General features: G+C 68.5%; 13 protein-coding genes. 8 read left to right on the top strand and 5 right to left on the bottom strand.

All coding sequences use genetic code 11. The annotated features are described in order from the left end of the window. The 8 genes from U9979_RS15225 to U9979_RS15190 all read left to right on the top strand — a co-directional run. Window positions 1-2556: SDR family NAD(P)-dependent oxidoreductase (locus U9979_RS15225; protein WP_322779897.1), on the top strand; the 2556-nt coding region annotated here is incomplete at its 5' end. Window positions 2557-2620: 64 nt separating this feature from the next. Then, on the top strand, window positions 2621-4858 hold the full coding sequence (locus U9979_RS15220) for a beta-ketoacyl synthase (RefSeq protein WP_322779896.1): 2238 nt from the start codon (window positions 2621-2623) through the stop codon (window positions 4856-4858). Then, complete coding sequence (locus U9979_RS15215; RefSeq protein ID WP_322779895.1) at window positions 4852-6504, top strand: PfaD family polyunsaturated fatty acid/polyketide biosynthesis protein; 1653 nt, start codon at window positions 4852-4854, stop codon at window positions 6502-6504. Before U9979_RS15220 ends, U9979_RS15215 begins: the two co-directional genes overlap by 7 nt. Further along, window positions 6501-8294, top strand: coding sequence for an acetyl-CoA carboxylase, carboxyltransferase subunit beta (gene accD / locus U9979_RS15210; RefSeq protein ID WP_322779894.1), 1794 nt, complete (start codon window positions 6501-6503; stop codon window positions 8292-8294). The genes U9979_RS15215 and accD overlap by 4 nt, the downstream gene beginning before the upstream one ends. Next, entirely contained in the window at window positions 8294-8947 is a 654-nt protein-coding gene (locus tag U9979_RS15205; RefSeq protein WP_322779893.1) for an acetyl-CoA carboxylase biotin carboxyl carrier protein, read from the top strand. The genes accD and U9979_RS15205 overlap by 1 nt, the downstream gene beginning before the upstream one ends. Further along, complete coding sequence (locus U9979_RS15200) at window positions 8944-10302, top strand: acetyl-CoA carboxylase biotin carboxylase subunit (protein WP_322779892.1); 1359 nt, start codon at window positions 8944-8946, stop codon at window positions 10300-10302. The genes U9979_RS15205 and U9979_RS15200 overlap by 4 nt, the downstream gene beginning before the upstream one ends. A 382-nt stretch (window positions 10303-10684) precedes the next feature. Then, complete coding sequence (locus tag U9979_RS15195) at window positions 10685-11554, top strand: arpA protein (protein ID WP_322750733.1); 870 nt, start codon at window positions 10685-10687, stop codon at window positions 11552-11554. A gap of 952 nt (window positions 11555-12506) precedes the next feature. Next, on the top strand, window positions 12507-14339 hold the full coding sequence (locus tag U9979_RS15190; RefSeq protein WP_322779898.1) for a choline/carnitine O-acyltransferase: 1833 nt from the start codon (window positions 12507-12509) through the stop codon (window positions 14337-14339). Window positions 14340-14451: 112 nt separating this feature from the next. On the opposite strand, the gene U9979_RS15185 is transcribed toward U9979_RS15190, so the two are convergent. The 5 genes from U9979_RS15185 to U9979_RS15165 form a co-directional block, all read right to left on the bottom strand. Then, entirely contained in the window at window positions 14452-15318 is an 867-nt protein-coding gene (locus U9979_RS15185) for a carbohydrate ABC transporter permease (RefSeq protein WP_322779891.1), read from the bottom strand. 99 nt (window positions 15319-15417) lie between these two features. Continuing rightward, window positions 15418-16359 carry a sugar ABC transporter permease gene (locus U9979_RS15180; RefSeq protein ID WP_322779890.1) on the bottom strand — a complete coding sequence of 314 codons (942 nt, stop codon included), beginning with the start codon at window positions 16357-16359 and terminating at the stop codon, window positions 15418-15420. A 42-nt stretch (window positions 16360-16401) separates the two neighbouring features. Continuing rightward, the gene (locus tag U9979_RS15175) at window positions 16402-17787 is read right to left on the bottom strand and encodes an ABC transporter substrate-binding protein (protein ID WP_322751037.1); all 1386 of its coding nucleotides are present in this window, start codon (window positions 17785-17787) and stop codon (window positions 16402-16404) included. Next, window positions 17784-18899, bottom strand: coding sequence for an ABC transporter ATP-binding protein (locus tag U9979_RS15170; protein ID WP_322751036.1), 1116 nt, complete (start codon window positions 18897-18899; stop codon window positions 17784-17786). The genes U9979_RS15175 and U9979_RS15170 overlap by 4 nt, the downstream gene beginning before the upstream one ends. 234 nt (window positions 18900-19133) lie before the next feature. Continuing rightward, on the bottom strand, window positions 19134-20126 hold the full coding sequence (locus tag U9979_RS15165; RefSeq protein ID WP_322751035.1) for a PDR/VanB family oxidoreductase: 993 nt from the start codon (window positions 20124-20126) through the stop codon (window positions 19134-19136). Window positions 20127-20356 lie beyond the last annotated feature (230 nt).

The raw sequence follows: 20356 nt of genomic DNA, 5'->3' as shown, positions 1-20356 counted from the left end.
TCGGTGGCGTCGGAGCCCGCGGCCATCCTGGAGCCCGCGGTGGCGCCGGAGCCGTCTGCCGAGCCGGCGGCACGGTTTCCCGTCGAACTCGTCCCGTTGCCCGCGATCGACACGATCGAACAGCCGTATGCGAGCGATCCGGTTGCCATTGTTGTCAATCGCGGTGACCAGGCGGGCGAAGCGTTCGCGCTGGGGCTTGAAAAGGCCGGTTGGACGGTGGTACGGGCGAACCTCCCGCTTCCCGACGGGGCGCAGACGCCCGAGTCCACCTGGGACGGTGAGGCTGCGCAGCGGCGGCTCACCGAGGCACTGGACGCGGCGGGCCGGCTCGATCTCTGTCTCGTCCCGCTGGTGGGCAGCGACGTGTGGGATCACAGCGTCCGCGAGCTCGCCGACGCCGTCCTGGTGGCCCGGCACGCCTGCGGACCGCTTGCCGCCGGCGCCCGGTCCGGTAGCCGCGCCGCCTTTGTGACCGTCACCCGGATCGACGGCGGCCTCGGTCACCGTGGCGAACGCCAGGCAGCCCAGGCGCTGGTCGGCGGGGTCGGCGGAGTGGTCAAGACACTCGCGCACGAGGAGCCGTCCATCTTCTGCCGCGCGCTGGACATTCATCCGGGACTCGCCGTCGACGACGCCGTCGCCGTGCTCCTGGACGAGATACGGGACGCGGCGCTGGACATCACCGAGGTGGGTGTCGACAGCTCGCGTGGCCGCTGGACCATCGTCCCGGGACCCTACGGGTCTGTTGGCGGGCACCCCGGATCGCCATCGGTGCCGCCTGCTGACGGGTCCTCCGCCGGCGGTGCGGCCACGGTCGGCGGCGACGACGTCTTCGTGGTGACCGGCGGCGGGCGTGGGGTTACCGCGACCTGCATCCGGGCACTCGGTGCGAGCAGTCAGGGGACCTTCCTGCTACTCGGGCGCACCGCCCTGGTTGCCGAGCCGGCGTGGGCCGCCGGCGTGGCCGACGGTGATCTCAAGCCGGCCGCGATCGCGGCCCTGGTAGCCGGCGGCGGCAAGCCGCCGACGCCGCGGGAGGTCGAGGCGGCCTTCCGCGGCGTCGAGGCCCAACGGGAGATCCGTTCCACGCTCGACGCGCTGACCGCGGCCGGGGCCGGGGCCAGCTACATCCAGGTGGACGTGGGTGACGCCGAAGCCGTGCGGGCAGCGTTGTCGCAGCATCGCGAGCGGGTGACCGGCGTGGTGCACGGCGCGGGCACACTCTCCGACGGGCTGCTGCGGACCAAGACCGCCGAGGATGTGCGCCGGGTCTTCACCCCGAAGCTCGCCGGCCTGCGCAACGTCCTCGACGCGCTCGGGGACGCGCCGGTAGGCCATGTCGTCCTGTTCACCTCAGTGGCGGGACTGTTCGGCAATGCCGGTCAGGCCGACTACGCGGCCGCGAACGAGGCCCTGTGCCGGGTCGCGGCCAGCCTCAAGCGCGAACACCCTGACCGGCACGTCACGGCCATCGACTGGGGCGCGTGGGACGGCGGGATGGTCGCGGCCGACCTGCGTGCGGTATTCCGTGAGCGCGGCGTCGAGCTGCTCGCGCCCGACGCCGGCGCACGGATGTTCGTAGCGGAGTTCACCGCCGGCCACAGCGACGACGCCTGTGTACTGATCGGTTCCCCGAAAGGGCTCAGCGCCGGGTCCGGCCCGCGCCCGGCCCGGGGCTTCACGGCCCGCCGTGACCTGATCGGGATCGAGGGCACCGAGGTGCTCCAGGATCACCGCATCGACGCCTTCCCCGTCCTGCCGGCCACGTTCGGCCTCGGCTGGCTGGTGAACGTGCTGGAACGGGCGCATCCGGGGCTGCGGGTGGTCGAGGTCCGCGGCTTCGAGGTGCACAAGGGCATCGTGTTCGACGGGACCCAGGGCCGTGAGTACCAGGTCGAGGTACCGCTGGCCGAAACCGTGGACGGTCGGCTCGTGGTGCGCGCGAGCGTGCGCGGCGTGGCCGCTACCGGCCGGCCGGTCTCGCACTACGTCGGTACGTTCGTGCTGGCCGAGCAGGTTGACCCGGCACCGCCCGGGGTCGCTGGAGCGGGCGGGACGATCGTCCATGAGCCGCAGTCTGGTCCGGAGGACGGACTGGCGATCTACACCGAGGGCATCCTGTTCCACGGCCCGTCCCTGCAGGGGATCCGGCGGATCCGCCAGCGCCGTGATGACCGGGTCGTGCTGGAATGCCGGTTGGCTGACCAGGTCGTGGCCGGCGGCGCGTTCGCCGGTGCGTTGCACAGCCCGGTTCTGGCCGATGTCCTCCTGCACGGACCGTCGGTCCTGGGCAGGTGGCTGACGGGCCAGGCCTGCCTGCCGCTGGCGGTGGGGCGGTTCGAGTACTTCGCCCAGCTGCCTGACGGGGATCGGTTCATCGTCGTCCTGGACGACATCCGGTCGACAGCGTCGTCCCTGACGGTGACGGTGACCGCGTGCGACCCCGAGGGTCGTGTCCTGCAGCGCCTGACCGATGTTTCGATGATCGGTACTCCCGACATGGCGGCGAAGTTCGCCGAGGCCGTGCGTTCCCGTCAGGCGGGGGAGACGGCATGAGCGTCCACCCTGGTCGCCGCAGGCATGGCCCGACCGGCTCAATGACGTGGACGGAGAGCACGCGATGACAGCGGATCAGGCCGGGGACCTTGACTGCCTGGAGTTCGACGGGGAGGCCTTCGACCCCACCCGTTGGCTGTACTCCCCACCGCCGTCGCCGTCGCCGGTCCCGGTGCCGGGATCGGTAGCGGAGGCGCTGAGGCAGGTATCGGCGACGGCGCTCGTCGGGGAGGTGCGGGCCGTGGTCGTGGCCGCGCACCGCAGCGCCCTGCGGGCCCAGGCGAACCTGCAGAGCGCCATGATCGCCGCGTTCGGCGCCACCGGCCAGGCGGGCCCGGCGGGCCCGGCCACCGGTCATGTCGAGATCCCACCGGTGGCGCCCGGGCCGGTTGCGACTCGGCCGGTGGTCGCGACCCGGCCGGTGGTGGTCGGGCGGTTTGAGATCGTGGATGGTCAGCCGCTCGCGGTTGCGCACGGTGCCCATCCGGTCGTGGCGGGCGAACCGGTCAGTGCCGAGGCGGCGTTCAAGCCGCTCGCACGCAGCGACCGTACCCAGCTGGCCGGCGCTGATCTCGCCCGGCTGGTCGAGGGGTCGATCGCCGGGGTGTTCGGTGCCGCCTATGACCAGGACGGCGCCAACCCGTCGATCCGACTCGCGCCGGCCGGTGACCCCCTGCTGAGCCGGGTGGACGACATCGCGCTGCGGGGCGGCGCCTGGGGCAGGGGCGAGCTGCGTGCCACGCTGCGGCCCGACGTGGCCGCCCGGGCCGGTTCGGCGCCGGCGGCGGCGCGGGCGGTGCTGCTGGCCGAGGCGACCGCGCAGGCCGCCCAGGTGTTCGCGATGTACCTGGGCCTGCACCTCTGCCTTGCCGACGCCACGTTCGTGCGCGGTCGCCCGGACGGGCGGGGCGAACCGGACCGGTGCCGGGTCGACCTCGAAGAAGACGCCGGGACCAGCGCGGAGCACGAGATCGTGCTGGCGGTCACGGCCGTCGATCTCGTCCCGCGTCCGTGGCTGTCCGTCGACGCCGAGATCCGGGCCGGGGGCGAGGTCGTTGCCCGGCTGTGGGATGTGACGCTCGGCATCCGGGAGAAGCCCGGCGCCCCGGTAGGGCCGGGCGTCGGGGGGATCGTCCCGGTGTTTCTCGGGCGCAAGAACAGGTTCGGCGAGCGGATGATGCTCAACGAGCTCCACATGGCCCACTGCTCCAAGGGTGACCAGGATGTGGCGCTGGGGCCGGAGTTCGCCCGGTACCGTGACACCCGGGCGACCCGGCTACCCGACGGTGGCCTGCGCCTGGTCGACCGGATCGTCACGGTCGACGGGGAAAGGGGGAATCCGCGCCCGGGCTCCAGCCATGAGACCGAGTACGACTCTCCGGCCGATGCCTGGTACTACCAGGAATCGGCGAACGCGTCGATGCCGAACTGCGTGTACATGGAAACCTCGCTGCAGTCGGCGCTGATACTCGGTTACTACCTGGGTGCGACCCTGCCGGCGCTGGAGGGCGACCACAGCCTGCGCAATCTCGGTGGTACCGCCACGCTGCTGCGCGAGGTCGATCTGCGGGACAAGACCCTGCGGCAGCACTCGACGTTGTTGTCCACGACGCCCATGCCCGGATCGGTCCTGCAGGACTTCGGATACCTGTTCTCCGTGGACGGCGAGCCCGTCTACAAAGGTGAGTCGATGTTCGGGTACTTCAGTGCGGCGGCCCTCGCCCGCCAGAGCGGACTGGATGCCGGCCGCCTCGTCCCGACATGGCTGGAGCAGCAGGAACCCCGTCCGGCGGTCCGGACGATCAATATTGCCGGCCGCCGAGCGGACCGGTCGGCGCCGTTGTGCTCGCAGGGCTATCTCGCGCTTGTCGACGACGTCGACGTGGTCGACGGCGGTGGCCGGTACGGCCGGGGATACCTGCGGGCGGTCCGCGCGATCGATCCCGCGGACTGGTTCTTCGAACGCCACTTCTTCCGGGATCCGGTCATTCCCGGCTCCCTCGGTGTGGAGGCGGTGATTGCGGCGATGCAGGAATGGGTGGTCGACGGCGGTCACGCCGACGGCCTGGTCCGGCCGGGGTTCGTGTTGCCGGTCGGATTGCCTATGACCTGGAAGTACCGTGGGCAGATTCTGCCGACGGATGCCGCGACGACCCTTGAGGTCCACATAAAGGCCGTCGAGCGTAAGCCGGGCCGGATACGGGTTATCGCGGACGCGAGTGTCTGGAAGCCGACCATGCGTATTTATGAGCTGACCGATATCGCCGTTGAACTGCGGGAGGAAGGGGCGCTGCCATGGTGACCACGCCGGCCGGTCCGCCGGTCTTTGCCGGTGTCGGCCCTGCGGGCGCCGGTTCTGCCGCGGGTCCGGCCCGCAACGCGGCCGACGTCTACGAGGTGCTGACCACCCTCGAACGGCCGTGTTTCGTCATCCGGGATGCCAGCGGAATCGCCGCGGTCAACGACGAGCGTCTGATCGGCGCCGGTGCGCAGGTGCTGGCGGCGGTCCCGCCGTTGGCGCCCGACCGGCTGGGGTCGCCGGATTTCCCGCGCGACCACGGTGTGCGCCATCCGTACATGGCCGGTGCGATGGCGAACGGGATCGCCTCGGCGGCGATGGTCGCCGCGTTGGCCCGGGACGGGTTTCTCGCGTCCTTCGGCGCGGCCGGGGTGCCCCACGCCCGGGTGGACGAGGCGTTGACGACGATCCGGCGCAACGCGCCCGGGCTGCCCTTCGCGTGCAACCTCATCCACAGCCCGAACGAGCTGGCCATGGAGCGGGACGTGGTCGACCTGTGCCTGCGCCACCAGGTGCGTTGCGTCGAGGCGTCGGCCTTCCTCGACCTCACCCCACAGGTGGTGCGCTATCGGCTGGCCGGGCTGACCCGGGACGGGGCTGGGCGGGTCCAGGTCGGCAACCGGCTGGTCGCCAAGATCTCCCGGGCCGAGGTGGCCGAGCGCTTCCTGCGTCCGGCGCCGGAGTCGATGGTCCGCGGGCTGGTCGAGGCCGGTCTGGTCACGGCGGAACAGGCTGACCTTGCGCGCGGGATACCCATCGCTGACGACGTCACCGCGGAGGCCGACTCCGGCGGACACACCGACCGCCGTCCGCTGACCGTCCTCCTTCCCGAGATTATCGCTCTGCGTGATCGCGTCGGCCGTGAGCTGGGGTCCGGGCGCACGGTCCGGGTCGGTGCGGCCGGTGGGATCGGCACACCGGCCGCGGCGGCGGCGGCGTTCGCACTCGGCGCGGCCTATGTGGTGACGGGGTCGATCAACCAGGCATCGGTCGAGGCATCCCAGTCGGAGGCGACAAAGCGGCTGCTGGCCGGTGCCGGAACCGCCGACTGCGCGATGGCCCCGTCCGCGGACATGTTCGAGATGGGTGTCGAGGTGCAGGTCCTGCAGCGCGGCACCATGTTCGCGTCCAAGGCCAGGCGGCTGTATGAGGTCTATCGGGCGCACGAGAGCATCGAGGCGATCGCGGACGCTGAGCGGGACGCCCTGGAACGCAAGATTTTCCTCCGGCCGTTGGAGGACGTCTGGGCCGATACGGTGCGCTTCTTCACCGAGCGTGATCCGGACCAGATCGCTCGCGCGGCCGACAACCCGAAGCGGCGGATGGCCCTGGTCTTCCGCTGGTACCTCGGCCTTTCGTCGGGCTGGAGCATCGCCGGCGAGACAGGCCGGGTCGCGGACTACCAGATCTGGTGCGGTCCGGCGATGGGTGCCTTCAACAGCTGGGTCACCGGGACCTATCTGGCCTCGGTTGCGAACAGGCGGGTGGCTGACATCGCCGCGCAGATGATGCGTGGCGCCGCGTTCACGAGCCGGGTCAACCACCTGCGGCTTGCCGGCGTGCGCCTGCCCGCGCGCGCCACCACGTACATCCCGTCTCCGCCGCGGAGTGACACCGCGGGCGAACCCGATCGGTGGGAGAGATCATGAGTGTGGCCCTGTCCGAACGGCACGGCACGCAGACCCGCGGCCCGTCCTGGCTGGTCTGTGGCGGTTGCCGGGCGATCGTCTACGCAAAGAAGTTCACCCGCGCCCTGCGGGTCTGCGCGGAATGCGGCTGGCACGCCCCGCTGACCGCTCATGAACGGCTCACGATGCTGCTGGACCCCGACAGTGTGCATCTGTTGGAAGCGGTCGTGTCCGACAACGATCCGCTGCGGTTCGTCGACAGCCGTCCCTACGTCGAGCGACTTCGGGAGGCGCGCGCCGCCACCGGGCTCGACGAGGCGGTCGTCTGCGCCCGCGGTCGCATCGACGGTAACCCGGTGGTCGTCGCTGCCATGGATTTCCGGTTCATGGGCGGCAGCCTCGGCGCCGCGGTCGGTGAGGCCATCACCCAGGCAGCCGAGATCGCGCTGCGGGAACGGACCCCGCTGCTGCTCGTGACCGCCTCCGGTGGCGCCCGCATGCAGGAGGGCGTCCTGTCCCTCATGCAGATGGCCAAGACCAGCCAGGCGCTCGGGCAGCTCGACGAGGCGGGGATCCTCACCCTGTCGCTCATCACCGACCCCACCTTCGGTGGTGTCGCCGCCTCCTTCGCGACGCTGGCCGACATCATCATCGCCGAACCGGGCGCGCGGCTGGGTTTCGCCGGTCAGCGGGTGATTGCGCAGACCATCCGCCAGACCCTGCCGCCGGGGTTCCAGACCGCGGAGTTCCTGGTCCGCCACGGCGTCATCGACATGATCCGGCCGCGGGCGGAACTGCGCGCCACCCTGGCCAGGCTGCTGACCGTGGGTAGTCGCCGTTCGGTGAGCAGGACGGTTCCCGCGCCGCGATCGGCGGGCAGATCCGCGCTGATCGTCGATCCTGACCGGCTACCCGAGCGGGACCAGTGGGAGTCCGTGCGGCTGGCGCGCCGGCTCGGTCGGCCCACGACCCTGGACTACATCGCGCTCATAATCGAGGATTTCAACGAACTGCACGGCGACCGGATGTCGGCTGACTGCCCGGCGATGGTCTGCGGGCTCGGCTGCCTCGAGGGCGTTCCGGTCGTGGTGATCGGTACCCAGAAGGGGCGCACCGCGGCCGAGCTGTCCGGGCGTAACTACGGGATGCCCTCGCCGGCCGGCTACCGCAAGGCTGCGCGGATCATGCGCCTGGCCGCCAAGATAGGCCTCCCGGTGATCACTCTTATCGACACCGCGGGCGCGTATCCGGGCATCGAAGCTGAGAAACAGGGTCAGGCCGTCGCGATCGCGGAGAACCTCCGGTTGATGGCTGGCCTGCCGGTACCGGTCGTCGCCGTGGTGACGGGTGAGGGCGGCAGCGGCGGCGCGCTTGCGCTCGCCTTCGCCAACCGGGTCCTGATGTGCTCCAACGCGGTCTACTCGGTGATCAGCCCGGAGGGCTGCGCCGCGATCCTGTGGAAGGACGCCGCCGCCGGACCGAAGGCCGCCGCGGCACTGCGTGTCGACGCACGTGAGCTGCTGCGTAGCGGCGTGGTCGACGGCGTGGTTCCCGAGCCCGACGGCGGTGCACACAGCGATCACCTGCTGGCCGCGCACGCCCTTCGTGACGCCCTGACCAGCACGTTGGCCGAGTTGCTGCCGCGGGACCAGATGACCCTCGTCACCGGACGCAGGACCCGGTTCCGGCAGTTCGGCGCGCACACCCTCACCCTGCTCGATGCCGACCTTGACGGTGCCGACCTTGACGGTGCCGACCTCGACAGTGCCGGTCCCGACAGCGCCGGCCCCGGCCAAAAGGAAAGTGCCTGATGACCATGCTTCCGACCAACGGTGCGTCGCCCGGATCAGCCGGGATCGTCGGATCCGATCCGGGCGAGAGCCCGTCGGCGTCACCGGCGGGGCGGGAATCGCACCGGTCGACGAGCTGGGGTGCCGACGAGCTCGACGAGATCCTGACGATCCTGCGCCAACAGGCGATCGCCGTATGCGACCAGGCGTCCCGGACGCCCGTTCGGGTGCGGGCGGGCGCCGGTGACATCTTCGTCGAGGTTGCCTGGTCGCCGACACCGGCGATCGCGTCGGGGGTTATGGCCGGGCCGGGGTCCGGGCCGGCGCGGGAGCCGGTGCCGGGCCGCGAGCAGAGCAGACCGGAACCCGCCCGCGCACAGATCGGCCCGGTGCGGGCCGAGCCGGACACCGACGTCCACGTCCTGCGTGCCGCCACGGTCGGTGTGTTCTACCGGGCATCCGAGCCTGGGGCCAAGCCGTTTGTCGTCGAAGGCGACATGATCGTCCGGGGCCAGCAGGTTGCGATCATCGAGGCGATGAAGCTGATGATCCCGGTGGAGGCGGACGTCTCCGGCCGCGTCGTTGAGCTTTTCGTAACCGACGGTACACCTGTCGAGCACGGCGAGCCACTGCTGGCGGTGGCCGCCGGCACCACCACCGGTGCCGGCCGATGATCAAAAAAGTGCTGATCGCCAACCGTGGTGAGATCGCGTTGCGGGTGGCCCGCACCTGCCGTGAACTGGGTCTTGCCACGGTGGCGGTCCACTCCGCCGCCGATCGCGACTCGGCGGTCGTCCGGTTCGCCGACGAGGCGGTGCAGATCGGGTCCGGCCCGGCCAAGACGAGCTATCTGCACATCCCGGCTGTGATCGAGGCGGCGCGGGGCTGGGGTGCCGACGCGATCCACCCCGGCTACGGTTTCCTGTCGGAGAACGCGGACTTCGCCGAGGTGTGCGAAGAGGAGGGCATCACCTTCGTCGGGCCGCCGGCGTCGGTGATGAACTGCCTCGGCGACAAGGCCAGCGCCCGTTCGATCATGTCCGAGGCCGGGCTGCCGCTGCTGGCGGGTAGCCGGGACGCACTCGACCACGCCGACGAGGCAGCGGAGTTCGCGGCCGGAATCGGATTCCCGGTCATCATCAAGGCGGTGGCCGGCGGCGGTGGGCGCGGCATGGCCGTGGTCGATGACCCCGACGCGTTCCTTCGCGCCTACAGCGAGACTCGAGCCAGCGCCCAGGCGGTGTTCCGCGACGGGCGGCTCTACGTGGAGCGCTATCTGCAGTCCGCGCGCCACGTCGAGGTGCAGATCCTCGCCGACACCCACGGTAACGTCGTCCACCTCGGCGCGCGCGACTGCTCGTTGCAGCGTCGTCACCAGAAGCTCGTGGAGGAGACGCCCGCTCCGCGACTGCCCGCCGACACCGTCGAGCGCATGTGTGACGCCGCGGTCCGCGGCGCACTGGCGGTCGGTTATGTGGGCGCGGGCACCTTCGAGTTCCTGGTCGACCCGGCCGGTCAGTTCTATTTCATGGAGGTCAACTGCCGGCTCCAGGTGGAGCACCCGGTCACCGAGATGGTCACCGGGATGGATCTGGTCCGCGAACAGCTACGCGTCGCCGCCGGTGAACCGCTCGGGTTCTCCCAGGACGACGTCGCCGCGCGCGGCGTCGCGATCGAGTGCCGGATCAACGCCGAGGACCCGACGGCGGGTTTCACCCCGACGCCGGGGGTGGTCAGCGAGTTCTCGCTGCCCGGCGGCCCGTTCGTCCGCGTCGACACTCATGTCTTCGCCGGCTACCGCATTCCGGCGCTGTACGACTCGCTGCTGGCCAAGGTCGTCGTCTGGGCACCCGATCGAGACCAGGCACTCGCGCGGATGCGTCGGGCACTCGACGAGCTGCGCCTGAGTGGTCCGACGGTGACAACGACCGCCGGCTTTCTGCGCGGTGTCCTCGACCACCCCCGGTTCTGCCGGGCCGAGCACGACACGTCCCTCATCAACGAGATCACGGCGGTACCGCGTCCCTGATCCGCGTCCCTGATCCGCGTCCACCCCGGCAGACAGCAGAATCGATCTTGCCGGGGTGTTCATAGAGCGACCGGCAATAGGGGACGCGGCGTCGCGGGGCTGGGGCACGCATCTCGCCGCGTTGTCGTCGGTCGACACCCAACACCAGGGTGCCTCCCTTCTCCGCCTCGCGATCTACGCACCCCAGCCCCGCTCCTTGATCCACGCCCCTGTTGCCGGGCGCTCTTAGTGTCGCATGTCACAAACGACTTCACGGCAATTGAATGACGAGCAACAATGTGCTGAATCGCTGGCTGTGGATGGGCGCCACACACAGGGATTGCCGAGTCGATTGGGGTGTCCCGGCCCAGGGCGGTGCCCCTGGCAGATGGGGAGGATCCTCATGAGCACATCGGGGGCACGGGTGGTTGGACGGGTGGTCGACACGGCTCGCTATCCCCTGGCAGCGCCGACCGGAGCCGACTGGAAGTACGTGGTTTCTCGCACCCGCCGCGAGCTGCACAATACCGGCTGCAGCGTCCTGCCTGGTTTTATCAGGCCGTCCCGGTGTGAAGAATTACAGCAGGAATGCGCGACGATCGCGCCGGCGGCGTATTACGAGGTCGAAACGGTGAACGCCTACAACATCGCACCGGACGCGACCCTTCACGAAGATCATCCTGCTTCCGTCGCCATGAGGCGCGGCAATGCGTTTGTGGCACGCGATCGTATACCCGAGGATTTCATCATCCATCGGCTCTACACCGACGAACTGTTTCAGCGCTTCATCGCGGACTGCTTCGGGCTGGGCCGCCTCCACGAGCTCGCAGACCCCCTTGCCGGGCTGTGCCTCAATGTCGTCATGCCAGGAATGGAGCATCCCTGGCATTTCGATACAAATGAGTTCGCGGTGAGTCTGCTCACCCGGGAACCGCGAGCCGGTGGTGTGTTCGAGTATTGCCCGGACATCAGGTCCGCGCAGGCGGAGAATTTCGACGACGTGCGGGCCGTGTTGGCCGGCCGCGGTGGGCACCTGATTCGTCGGCTGTCGTTGCGCCCGGGTGATCTTCAGCTGTTCAAAGGCCGTTATTCGATGCACCGGGTGAGCTCTGTGCACGGCGATACAGCGCGCCACTCGGCGATCTTCGCATATAGCGAACGCCCTGGCGTCGTCGGCAGCGTGACGCGGACGAGGCAGCTTTTCGGTCGCGTGCTGCCACAACATCTGGCGGCCGAGGGAAACGTTGTGCGGGTCGACCGACTACTGGATTAGGAGCTTGCTGGCGTGCTGCCTACGACGCCGGACCGTTGCCTGTTCTGTAAACCAGGGAGGAGCATAACCCGTGCATTTCGACACCACCGGAAAAATTTCCCTCGACCACATCTACACGCAACCCGATCCGCGCGCCTATTTCAGTACGTTGCGCGCGCTCGACTACCGCATCCCGCAGCTCGCCAAGCCCTATTTTACAAAACTTATCGAGGAATACCGGAGCTTACAGCAGAACCGGGCTCCAAATATCCTGGACATCGGCTGCTCATACGGCATCAATGCCGCTCTGTTGAAATTCGACGTGACTATGGACGAGCTGTATGAGCGTTACTGCGGCATCGATGCCCGGTCGCAGACCCGCAGCACGCTGCTGACCCGCGACCGGGACCTGGTCCGTTCGCGTAATCGCCGCACGTGCACCCGGTTCGTGGGCCTCGACACGTCCCACCCCGCCCTTTCCTATGCGCTCTCGGCCGGCTTTGTCGACGACGTGGTATACGCCGACCTCGAACAGCGCGACCCCACGGAACGACAACGCCAGCAGTTCACCGGGGTGGATCTTGTTATCTCGACCGGCTGCCTCGGTTACGTCACGGAGCGGACCATTGCACGGGTTGTCAGCGCCAGCAGCGAGCGCAGGCCGTGGATGGCGCATTTCGTCCTGCGGATGTTCCCGTTCGAACCGGTAGCCGAGAGCCTGGCCGGGTTGGGATATGAAACTGTACACATCGAACATGTGTTCAAGCAGCGGCGGTTCGCCTCCCCGCAGGAGCAGTCACTCGTCCTGGACACGCTGTGGGCCGTCGGTGTTGATCCGCGCGGGCTGGAAGCCGACGGCTGGCTGTACGCGCAGCTCCACGTCTCTCGGCCGCGTGACACGAAAAGTTACGCGGTCGTGGATCTGGCAACGAGCAACGAATCATCCAGCTCTCCGAAACCACCGAGGTTGACGATGAACGCGAAATCTGATCAGGATTGGTCTACCCGTACCTTTGGCAATGAGGACCGGCTGCCGCGGGTGCCGTTGCCGACCGTGGCGGCGAGCTGCGAGCGATTCCTCGCGTGGTGTGCACCGTTGTTGACCGCGGCCGAGCTGGCGACGACCGAAGCCGCGGTGGCCTCCTTCCGCGAACCGGACGGTGCCGGTCACAAACTCCACGCGGCGCTTGAGGAGTACAACGCCGGTGATGGGGTGCACAGCTGGCTCGACACATTCTGGCAGTCCCGGTATCTGGGTCGACGCGACCGCATTGCGATCAATGCGAATTACTTTTTTCTGTTCAAGGACGCCGGCCTGCAACAGGTGGACCGGGCGGCCGGGCTCATCGCCGGGGCCGTCAACTACAAGCTGGCGCTCGACGAGGAACTCGTAGCGCCGATCGTCGCGCGCGGGCAGGCTCTCTCGATGGAGCAGAACAAGTTCCTGTTCGCCACCACGCGTATACCCGGACCCGTGCAGGATACCGTCCGCGCCCCCTACAGCGAACAGTGCCCGGGCCCATCCCGGGCGCGCCACATCGTGGTGTTCTTCCGAGGGCACATGTTCCGCATGGACGTGCTGGGCCCGGCTGGTCGCCCCCACACGTTGGACGATCTCGTGGCGGGTCTGCAGTCAATCATGAAGGCCGGTGCGGTGCGGGCTGCACCGGAGCAGTCGGTCGGCCATCTCACCACCATGGCCCGGGCACAGTGGGCGGCTACTCGCCACGCGCTGCTCGGCTGCCATCCCGGCAACGCTGACGCGCTCGACGCGGTGGAAACCGCGCTGTTCTGCGTGTGTCTGGAGGATTTCGTACCCGCGCACACGCTGGCGGCATGTGACAACCTCCTGCACGGTGACAGCGGTAATCGGTGGTTCGACAAGGCCGTGTCCCTGATCGTTTTCGGCGACGGCACCGCCGGTATCAATGTGGAGCATTGCGGTCTGGATGGGACGACGGTCCTCAGCTTTGTCGACGCGCTGCTGGGTGCATCGGCGCAGGAGCACTCGGCGCGGTCGGGGGCGCTGGCCCAGGGCCTGCCGAGCGTCACGCCCGTCGAGTTCGTGCTCGATGGTGACCTGCGGGCCGATGTGCGGGCTGCGGGTGCCGCGTTCGCCGCGTACGGGGCCAACGTCGCCACCACCATCGAGTCGTTCGAGGATTTCGGTGGAAACCGGGCCAAGGCGCTGGGGATGTCGCCTGATGCATTCGTGCAGCTGGCCTATCAACTCGCTCACCAGCGCGCCAAAGGAATGGTCGGCGCCACCTACGAGTCGATCGCCACCCGACAGTACCGGCGCGGGCGTACCGAGGCGATGCGCGTTGTCACGCCCGAGGTGATGCGTTTCGTCGCCATGATGGATGACCCCGATGTGGATGTGGCAACCCGCAACGCCGCATTCCGGGCAGCTGCCGACGCGCACGTGGAACGGGCGAAGGCGTGCCAGACGGGGCAGGCTCCCGAGCAGCACCTGTGGGAGCTGGCGCTGATTGCGCAGCGGCGCGGCGAAGCGCTGGGGGTGCCCGCGGCGCCTGCCCTGTACGAGACCCCGGGCTGGCTCACGATGCGGGACGACTATCTGAGTACCAGCTCCGCACCGTCGGTCAACGTCGAGTACTTCGGTTTCGGGTCGACCAGCAGCCGGTGCATCGGCATCGCCTATGTGTTGCTGCCGGACCGCTTCAACCTCTACCTGAGCACACCGCGCCCGGTGGCCGACGACATGTTCGTCTTTGCCGACAAGCTCCGGGAAGCAGTGCGTGAACTGCAGGATCTGCTGGAGACCGAGAAGGCGGCGGTGTGAGCGAGGCCACGTAGCCGATCACGCCGTCCATGCCTGCGGCGGCCGGCCGGTAACCATCCCGGCTGGCCGACGCTGGGCCGGGGCCGGGGCCGGGGCCGGGGCCGCCCGGGTATTACCGCAGGCCGGAGTGCACGAACGCGTTGACGATGTGCCGCTGGAGAATCAGGTAGAGGGCGAAGATCGGCAGGCAGGACAGCCCCGATGCGGCCATGATTCCACCCCAGTCGTTTCCCTCGGTCCCCCCGAGGAAGCCGCGCAGCCCAAGCTGGATCATCGAGTTCGCCTGCTGGAGCACCAGCGACGGCCAGAAGTACTCGTTCCACGCATTGATGAACAGCACGATCCCGAGGGCGGCCAGCGCCGGCCGCAGGTTGGGCACGACGACCGTCCACAGCGTCGACCAGGACGACCGCCCGTCGATGCGGGCTGCGTCCAGCAGGTCCTTGGGGAAGCTTTCCATGTGCTGGCGCAGCAGCAGGACGCTCAGGGCGGTGCACAGCGTCGGGATGACCACGCCGGCGAGTGTGTTCAGCAGACCGAGCCGGAACAGCAGCGTGTAGTTGGGCACCATCGTCACCTGGAACGGCACCAACCACGTTCCCACGAACAGCAGATAGAGCAGCCGCTGGCCGGGAAAGCGCCAGGCCGTGAACGCGTAGGCGGCGAGCAGACCGGTCAGCAGCTGTCCCGCAGCGGTCAACGCCGCCACGACGGCCGTGTTGAGCAGCAGCGCTCCGATCGGGACGACCTCCGCTGCGTGCCGGTAGTTGCCCAGCGACAGCGGCCAGGGAAGGAGCGACGAGCCGTAGACATCGCTGGGACGGCGCAGCGACGTCGCGTACATCCAGCCGATCGGGACGATGCAGGCGAGGCTCAGCACCGTCAGCACGACGTGGCCGATTAAGCGCGACCGGCAATAGGGGACGCGGCGTCGCGGGGCTGGGGCACCCACCTGCCCGTCCACCGTGAAGCCGGTCATCGGTCATCGGTCATCGGTCATCCTTCGTGGCGATCGTAGGGACGAGGGTGGTCATCCACGAGTCATCAGTTGTCATGACTGTCCAGTCGTCATGGACGCTCAGTCGTCATGGACGCTCAGTCTCTCGAACAGCCACACGAGGAAGACGGCCACCAGCCCGAAACACAGGAAGAAGGCCATACCGGCGGCGGCGGCGAGGCCCGCGTCGAAGCTCTTGAAGCCGTACTCCCAGAGCAGGTAGTAGACGTTGGTCGTCGCACTGTCAGGGCCGCCCTGGGTGAGCGCGTCGATCAGCGGAAAGGTCAACTGCCCGGCGAGTAGCACGGTCATGAGGGTCAGCAGGACCAGGGTCGGCGACAGCAGCGGCAGGGTGATCCATCGGGTGATCTGCCACCGGGTCGCGCCGTCGAGCTGGGCTGCCGCGGCGTACTCGTCGTTGATTGCGGCCAGGCCGGCAGTGACGACGAGGACGGCGAAGCCGAGCAGGTGCCAGCCGGTGATGCCGACGACGGCGAGCTGGGCGGGACCACGTTCATGCAGCCAGTTGACCGGTCGGCCCAGCAGGCGGTCCACCAGGCCGTGCCGTGGGTCCAGCAGCCATACCCACATCGCCGCGCTCGCCACCGGCGGAACGAGCACCGGCGCGAACACCAGGGTCCGGTAGCCGACGCGCAGGCGGCCCCGCACCCGGCGGGTGAGCAGGGCGATGATCGTGGGCAGGACGACCGTGAACGGCAGCAGGCACGCAATCGTCGCCGCCGTCAGCCACAGCGAGTGCCAGAGCTCTGGAAGCTGCAGGACGTGGCGGTAGTTGTCCAGACCGACCGGGATCTTCGGCCTGCTTGGCACCAGGTTCCACGAATAGAATGACAGCTGCGCAGCCTCGACCAGCGGGCGGTAGGTCCAGACCGCCAGGCAGCCGAGTCCCGGCGTGAGGTAGAGAAAGGGCGGCAGCGCCCGCAGCACCCGGCGCGTGGGTGAGGGCAGGGCTGCGCTGACCGGCGTCTCAGGCGTCGTCGCGGCGGTGACCTCTACGAACACGTTGGGTGATCCTGCCTGTGTCGATGCACGGTCGCCACGGCCTCACGTCTTCGGCAGCAGCTTTGTCGCCCGATCCGCAGCCGTGGCCAGCGTGGACGGTGGGTCAGCCCCGCTGTAGACGACGCTTTCAACGGCATCGAGCATCGTGTCCCTGATCTGGACGTAGTTGTCACCGGGGAAGGCCACCGTCGGCCGGAGCCGGGCGAGCTGGTCGATGTTCGGCTTGATCAGGGGGTTTTTCGCCGCCCAGTCCTTGAGGCCGGCGGGGTCGTCCAGCAGGCCTGTCCGCAACGGCAGATAGCCGATCTTGCTGGTGAGCTGGATGTAGCCTTCATCACCGGTCAGAAATTTGATCATCTCCCAGGCTGCCCGCTGCTTGGCCGGATCCTTGGCGAACATGACCAGGGCAGCCCCGGAGTTGGTCGGTTCCACCGTCGTGCCGCCGAAGCTTGGCAGCCCGGCCGCCCGCAGATCCCACGGGGGCTTCGCACCGGTGGCGCCCTTACGGAACATGGCCTCACCCGCGCTGCTCTCTACGATCATGCCGATCTCACCGCGGGCGAATGCGGGATATGCCTGCTCCTGGGAGAGTTTGGGGGTTGCGCCGGACTGGACCAGGTCCTGGGCCATCGTGACGGCCTCGACCGCCGGCGCCTGGGCAAAGGTGAGCCTGGTCCGGTCGGCGGAGAGCACCGATCCGCCGTTGGAGTCGACCAGGGACTGGTAGCACCAGTCACCGGCCTTCTTGGTCAGGCAGTCGATGTAGACGCCGTCCTTACCGGCTTTGTCCTTGATGGCGAGGGCGGCGGTCTTGACCTCCGCCCAGGTGGTCGGAGGTTTTGCAGGGTCGAGGCCGGCCTGGGTGAACAGGCTGGCGTTGTAGTAGAGGATCGGGGTGGAGAACACGAACGGCATGCCATAGGTCTTGCCGTCGACGTCGCCCAGAGTGCGCGCGGTCGGCGCGAACGGGTGCGTGCCGCCGAAGTTGGCCTGCACCGCGTCGTGGCCGACCACGTCGTCGAGTGGCGTGGCCCCCAGCCCCTGCACCGCGTAGAAGAGGTCACCGAATCCCAGCTGCCCGATGTCGGGCGGGTTGCCGGCCGCGATCTGGCGTTGGATGCTGGCCGTCGCGGCCGATCCGTAGCCACTGGCGGTCGCGGTCGCGGGCTTCTGGGCCGTCACTTTGATGTTGGGATGGGCGCTCTGGAACCTGTTGATCAGATCTGTGAACGTGTCGGTCCACGCCCCGGCCTGCGCCAGGTTGTAGCTCTCCAGGACGATCGAGACCTGCTGGTCGGCCCTGAGTTCGGGAACGGTTGCGGTGCTTGACGGGGCGGCAGCCGGTGAGCTGCCCCCGCCGCAGGCGGTCGCGGTAAGTGCGAGGGCGAGCACGGCCGCGGCACCGCCGAGACAGCTCGATCTTTTCATGTCGTGCTCCTTATGCGAGGCGATCCTTCTGGCTGCCAGACGAGCCGGCGACCACTGGCGCGGTCGAACAGGTGCACGCGATCTGCGGCGGTGTCAAAGGCCACCGGGTCGCCGGGACGCAGCCCGAGCGGGCGCGGTCCGCGCGCGAACACAGGCGCGTCGCCGACCATGCACTGGGCGACCTCGTCGCTGCCGAGGTTCTCCACCGCCGTTACCCGACCGCGGAACATGGGTGCCGGCGACGCCGGCGGGACGCCGACCAGATGTTCCGGGCGGATCCCCACGATGATGTCGCGACCGGGGAAGTCGCCGGCCGCCCACAGCGGCACCTGCACGCCGGGGGCGTGCACGCGGACGCGTCCGCAGTGGTTCTCGACCAGGGCCGGGAGCAGGTTCATCGGTGGTGAGCCCAGAAAGCCCGCTACGAACGTCGACGCCGGTTCGTCGTAGACCTCGGTGGGAGTGCCGACCTGCTCAAGGCGGCCGGCATTGAGTAGCGCGACCCGGGTGGCCATGGTCATGGCCTCGACCTGATCGTGCGTGACGTAGACGATGGTCGAGCCGAGCCGGTTGTGCAGCGCCCGTAGCTGGCCACGGGTCGCGGTGCGTAACTGGGCATCGAGGTTGGACAGCGGTTCGTCCATGAGAAAGGCACCCGGGTCGCGGACCAGCGCCCGGCCGACCGCCACGCGTTGGCGTTGCCCACCGGACAGCGCTCTGGGTCGGCGGTCGAGCAGGTCGGCCAGATCGAGCAGCTCCGCGACCGCCCGTACCTTCTCGCGTATCTCCGCGCGTGGGCGTCGACGCGAGCGCAGCGGGAAACCGATATTGCGCTCGACTGTCAGGTGCGGGTAAAGGGCGTAGCTTTGGAAAACCATCGCCATATCGCGGTCCCTGGGCGGCGTGAAGGTGACGTCGCGCTCATCCAGCAGGACCCGCCCGCCGTCGGGCTCGATCAGCCCGGCAATCATCCGGAGCAACGTCGACTTTCCACAGCCGCTCGGGCCGAGCAGGACGAGGAAATCGCCGTCGCTGATGTCGAGACTCACCCGGTCCACGGCGGTGACCTTGCCGAAACGCTTGGTCAACGCTTCGATCTGGATACGGCTCACCGCTCCGGCTCTCCTTTCGCGCCGGACCGACACCGTCTTGTATTCCGTGGGCCTCCCGGATCTGTTCGCCACGGCGTCATATCTCTCAGGCGCAGCTGCATTCAACTCCAGGACGGTGTACGGAGAGCAAACGCGCCGAAAATTGGACGTCCGTCGGATGTGACGGGCTCAACCCGATCATCCCGGCCTGACAGCGTCGATTGGTGTCGTGGCTGAGGCGACCGATACGAGGCCTCAGATGTCGAGGACCAGCGAATCCGTGCGGGCTCGTGACACACAGATCATCAGGGCGTCTCCGGTGCGTTGCTCCTCGATCGTGAGTACCTCGTCACGATGATCGACCTCGCCGGCGCTGAACCGGGTCTCGCAGTTGCCGCACGTGCCCTCGCGGCACGATGACGGCACGTCGAAGCCGGCGCGTTCGAGAGTTTGCAGGATCGTCCGGTCCGCGCCCACCCGTATCTTCTGCCCAGTACTGCCGATCACCACGTCGAAGGCGGTGTCCGCCGGGCGATCGTCGGGTCGTTCCCGGGGCCGGAAACGTTCCACGTGCACAGCGCCGGCCGGCCAGCCACCGCAGGCGGCTTCAACCGCCGTGAGCAGGCCCTCGGGCCCGCAACAGTAGACCGCCGTCCCGATCTCAGGCTGCCCGAGGATGTGCTCCAGCGGCAACAGCCCGGATTCGTCCTGCGGATGGACGGCAATACGATCTTGGTGAGCCGACAGCTCGTCGAGGAACGCCATGCTGGTCCGCTGTCTACCGCCGTAGAACAACGTCCACTCGGCGTCCCGCTTGTCGAGTTCGGAGATCATAGGCAGGAGCGGGGTTATTCCGATGCCGCCGGCGATGAGAATGTAACGCCGGGACGGGACCAGCGGAAAATTGTTACGGGGTGGGCCGACCGGCAACGACCACCCGGCCTGGACCTCGTCGTGCAGGTAGACCGACCCGCCTCGGCCGTGTTCTTCACGCAGTACGGCGATTCGCCAGTGCATATCGTCGGCCGGGTCGCCGCACAATGAGTACTGTCGGATCAGACCGGACCCGAGGACGACGTCGACATGGGCGCCCGGCGTCCACCCGGGGAGTTTCTCTCCAGCGGGATGGGCGAGGACCAGAGAAATGATGTCGTCGGCTTCCCGCGTTGTTCTGACGACGGTCAGGGACGGGGCGCTTGACGGCGTCGGCACTGCGGTCAACTGATCGTGGGTCATTGGCGCGGACATGACCGACCTCCGGACGGGCTAGCCTCGGGAACAATTGGACCCAAAACGGCGTGAAACTGGGTGATCCAGGCCATTCATGCCAGGCGGCGCTTTACGGGCGCCACTCGTCCAATTATCCCAGACGACCCGAGAAGGCAGTGTGGCCAGGCGATTGGAATGTTCGATGGAAACATCGGCGACTGGCCTCGGCCCATCCCGGCCCTGCGACGCCGCGTCCCCTCTTGCCGGTC

The organism is Protofrankia sp. Cas4 (assembly GCF_963555915.1).
Classification (GTDB): Bacteria; Actinomycetota; Actinomycetes; order Frankiales; family Frankiaceae; genus Protofrankia.
Note: the sequence above shows the minus strand (reverse complement) of the source record. Positions and strands in the feature narration are given on the sequence as shown.

What these genes read in the sequence shown, in the direction of transcription:
- U9979_RS15220 (WP_322779896.1), top strand. Translation starts at nt 2,621, where the DNA reads ATGACAGCGGATCAGGCCGGGGACCTTGACTGCCTGGAGTTCGACGGG.
- U9979_RS15215 (WP_322779895.1), top strand. Translation starts at nt 4,852, where the DNA reads ATGGTGACCACGCCGGCCGGTCCGCCGGTCTTTGCCGGTGTCGGCCCT.
- accD (WP_322779894.1), top strand. Translation starts at nt 6,501, where the DNA reads ATGAGTGTGGCCCTGTCCGAACGGCACGGCACGCAGACCCGCGGCCCG.
- U9979_RS15205 (WP_322779893.1), top strand. Translation starts at nt 8,294, where the DNA reads ATGACCATGCTTCCGACCAACGGTGCGTCGCCCGGATCAGCCGGGATC.
- U9979_RS15200 (WP_322779892.1), top strand. Translation starts at nt 8,944, where the DNA reads ATGATCAAAAAAGTGCTGATCGCCAACCGTGGTGAGATCGCGTTGCGG.
- U9979_RS15195 (WP_322750733.1), top strand. Translation starts at nt 10,685, where the DNA reads ATGAGCACATCGGGGGCACGGGTGGTTGGACGGGTGGTCGACACGGCT.
- U9979_RS15190 (WP_322779898.1), top strand. Translation starts at nt 12,507, where the DNA reads ATGAACGCGAAATCTGATCAGGATTGGTCTACCCGTACCTTTGGCAAT.
- U9979_RS15185 (WP_322779891.1), bottom strand. Translation starts at nt 15,318, where the DNA reads ATGACCGGCTTCACGGTGGACGGGCAGGTGGGTGCCCCAGCCCCGCGA.
- U9979_RS15175 (WP_322751037.1), bottom strand. Translation starts at nt 17,787, where the DNA reads ATGAAAAGATCGAGCTGTCTCGGCGGTGCCGCGGCCGTGCTCGCCCTC.
- U9979_RS15165 (WP_322751035.1), bottom strand. Translation starts at nt 20,126, where the DNA reads ATGTCCGCGCCAATGACCCACGATCAGTTGACCGCAGTGCCGACGCCG.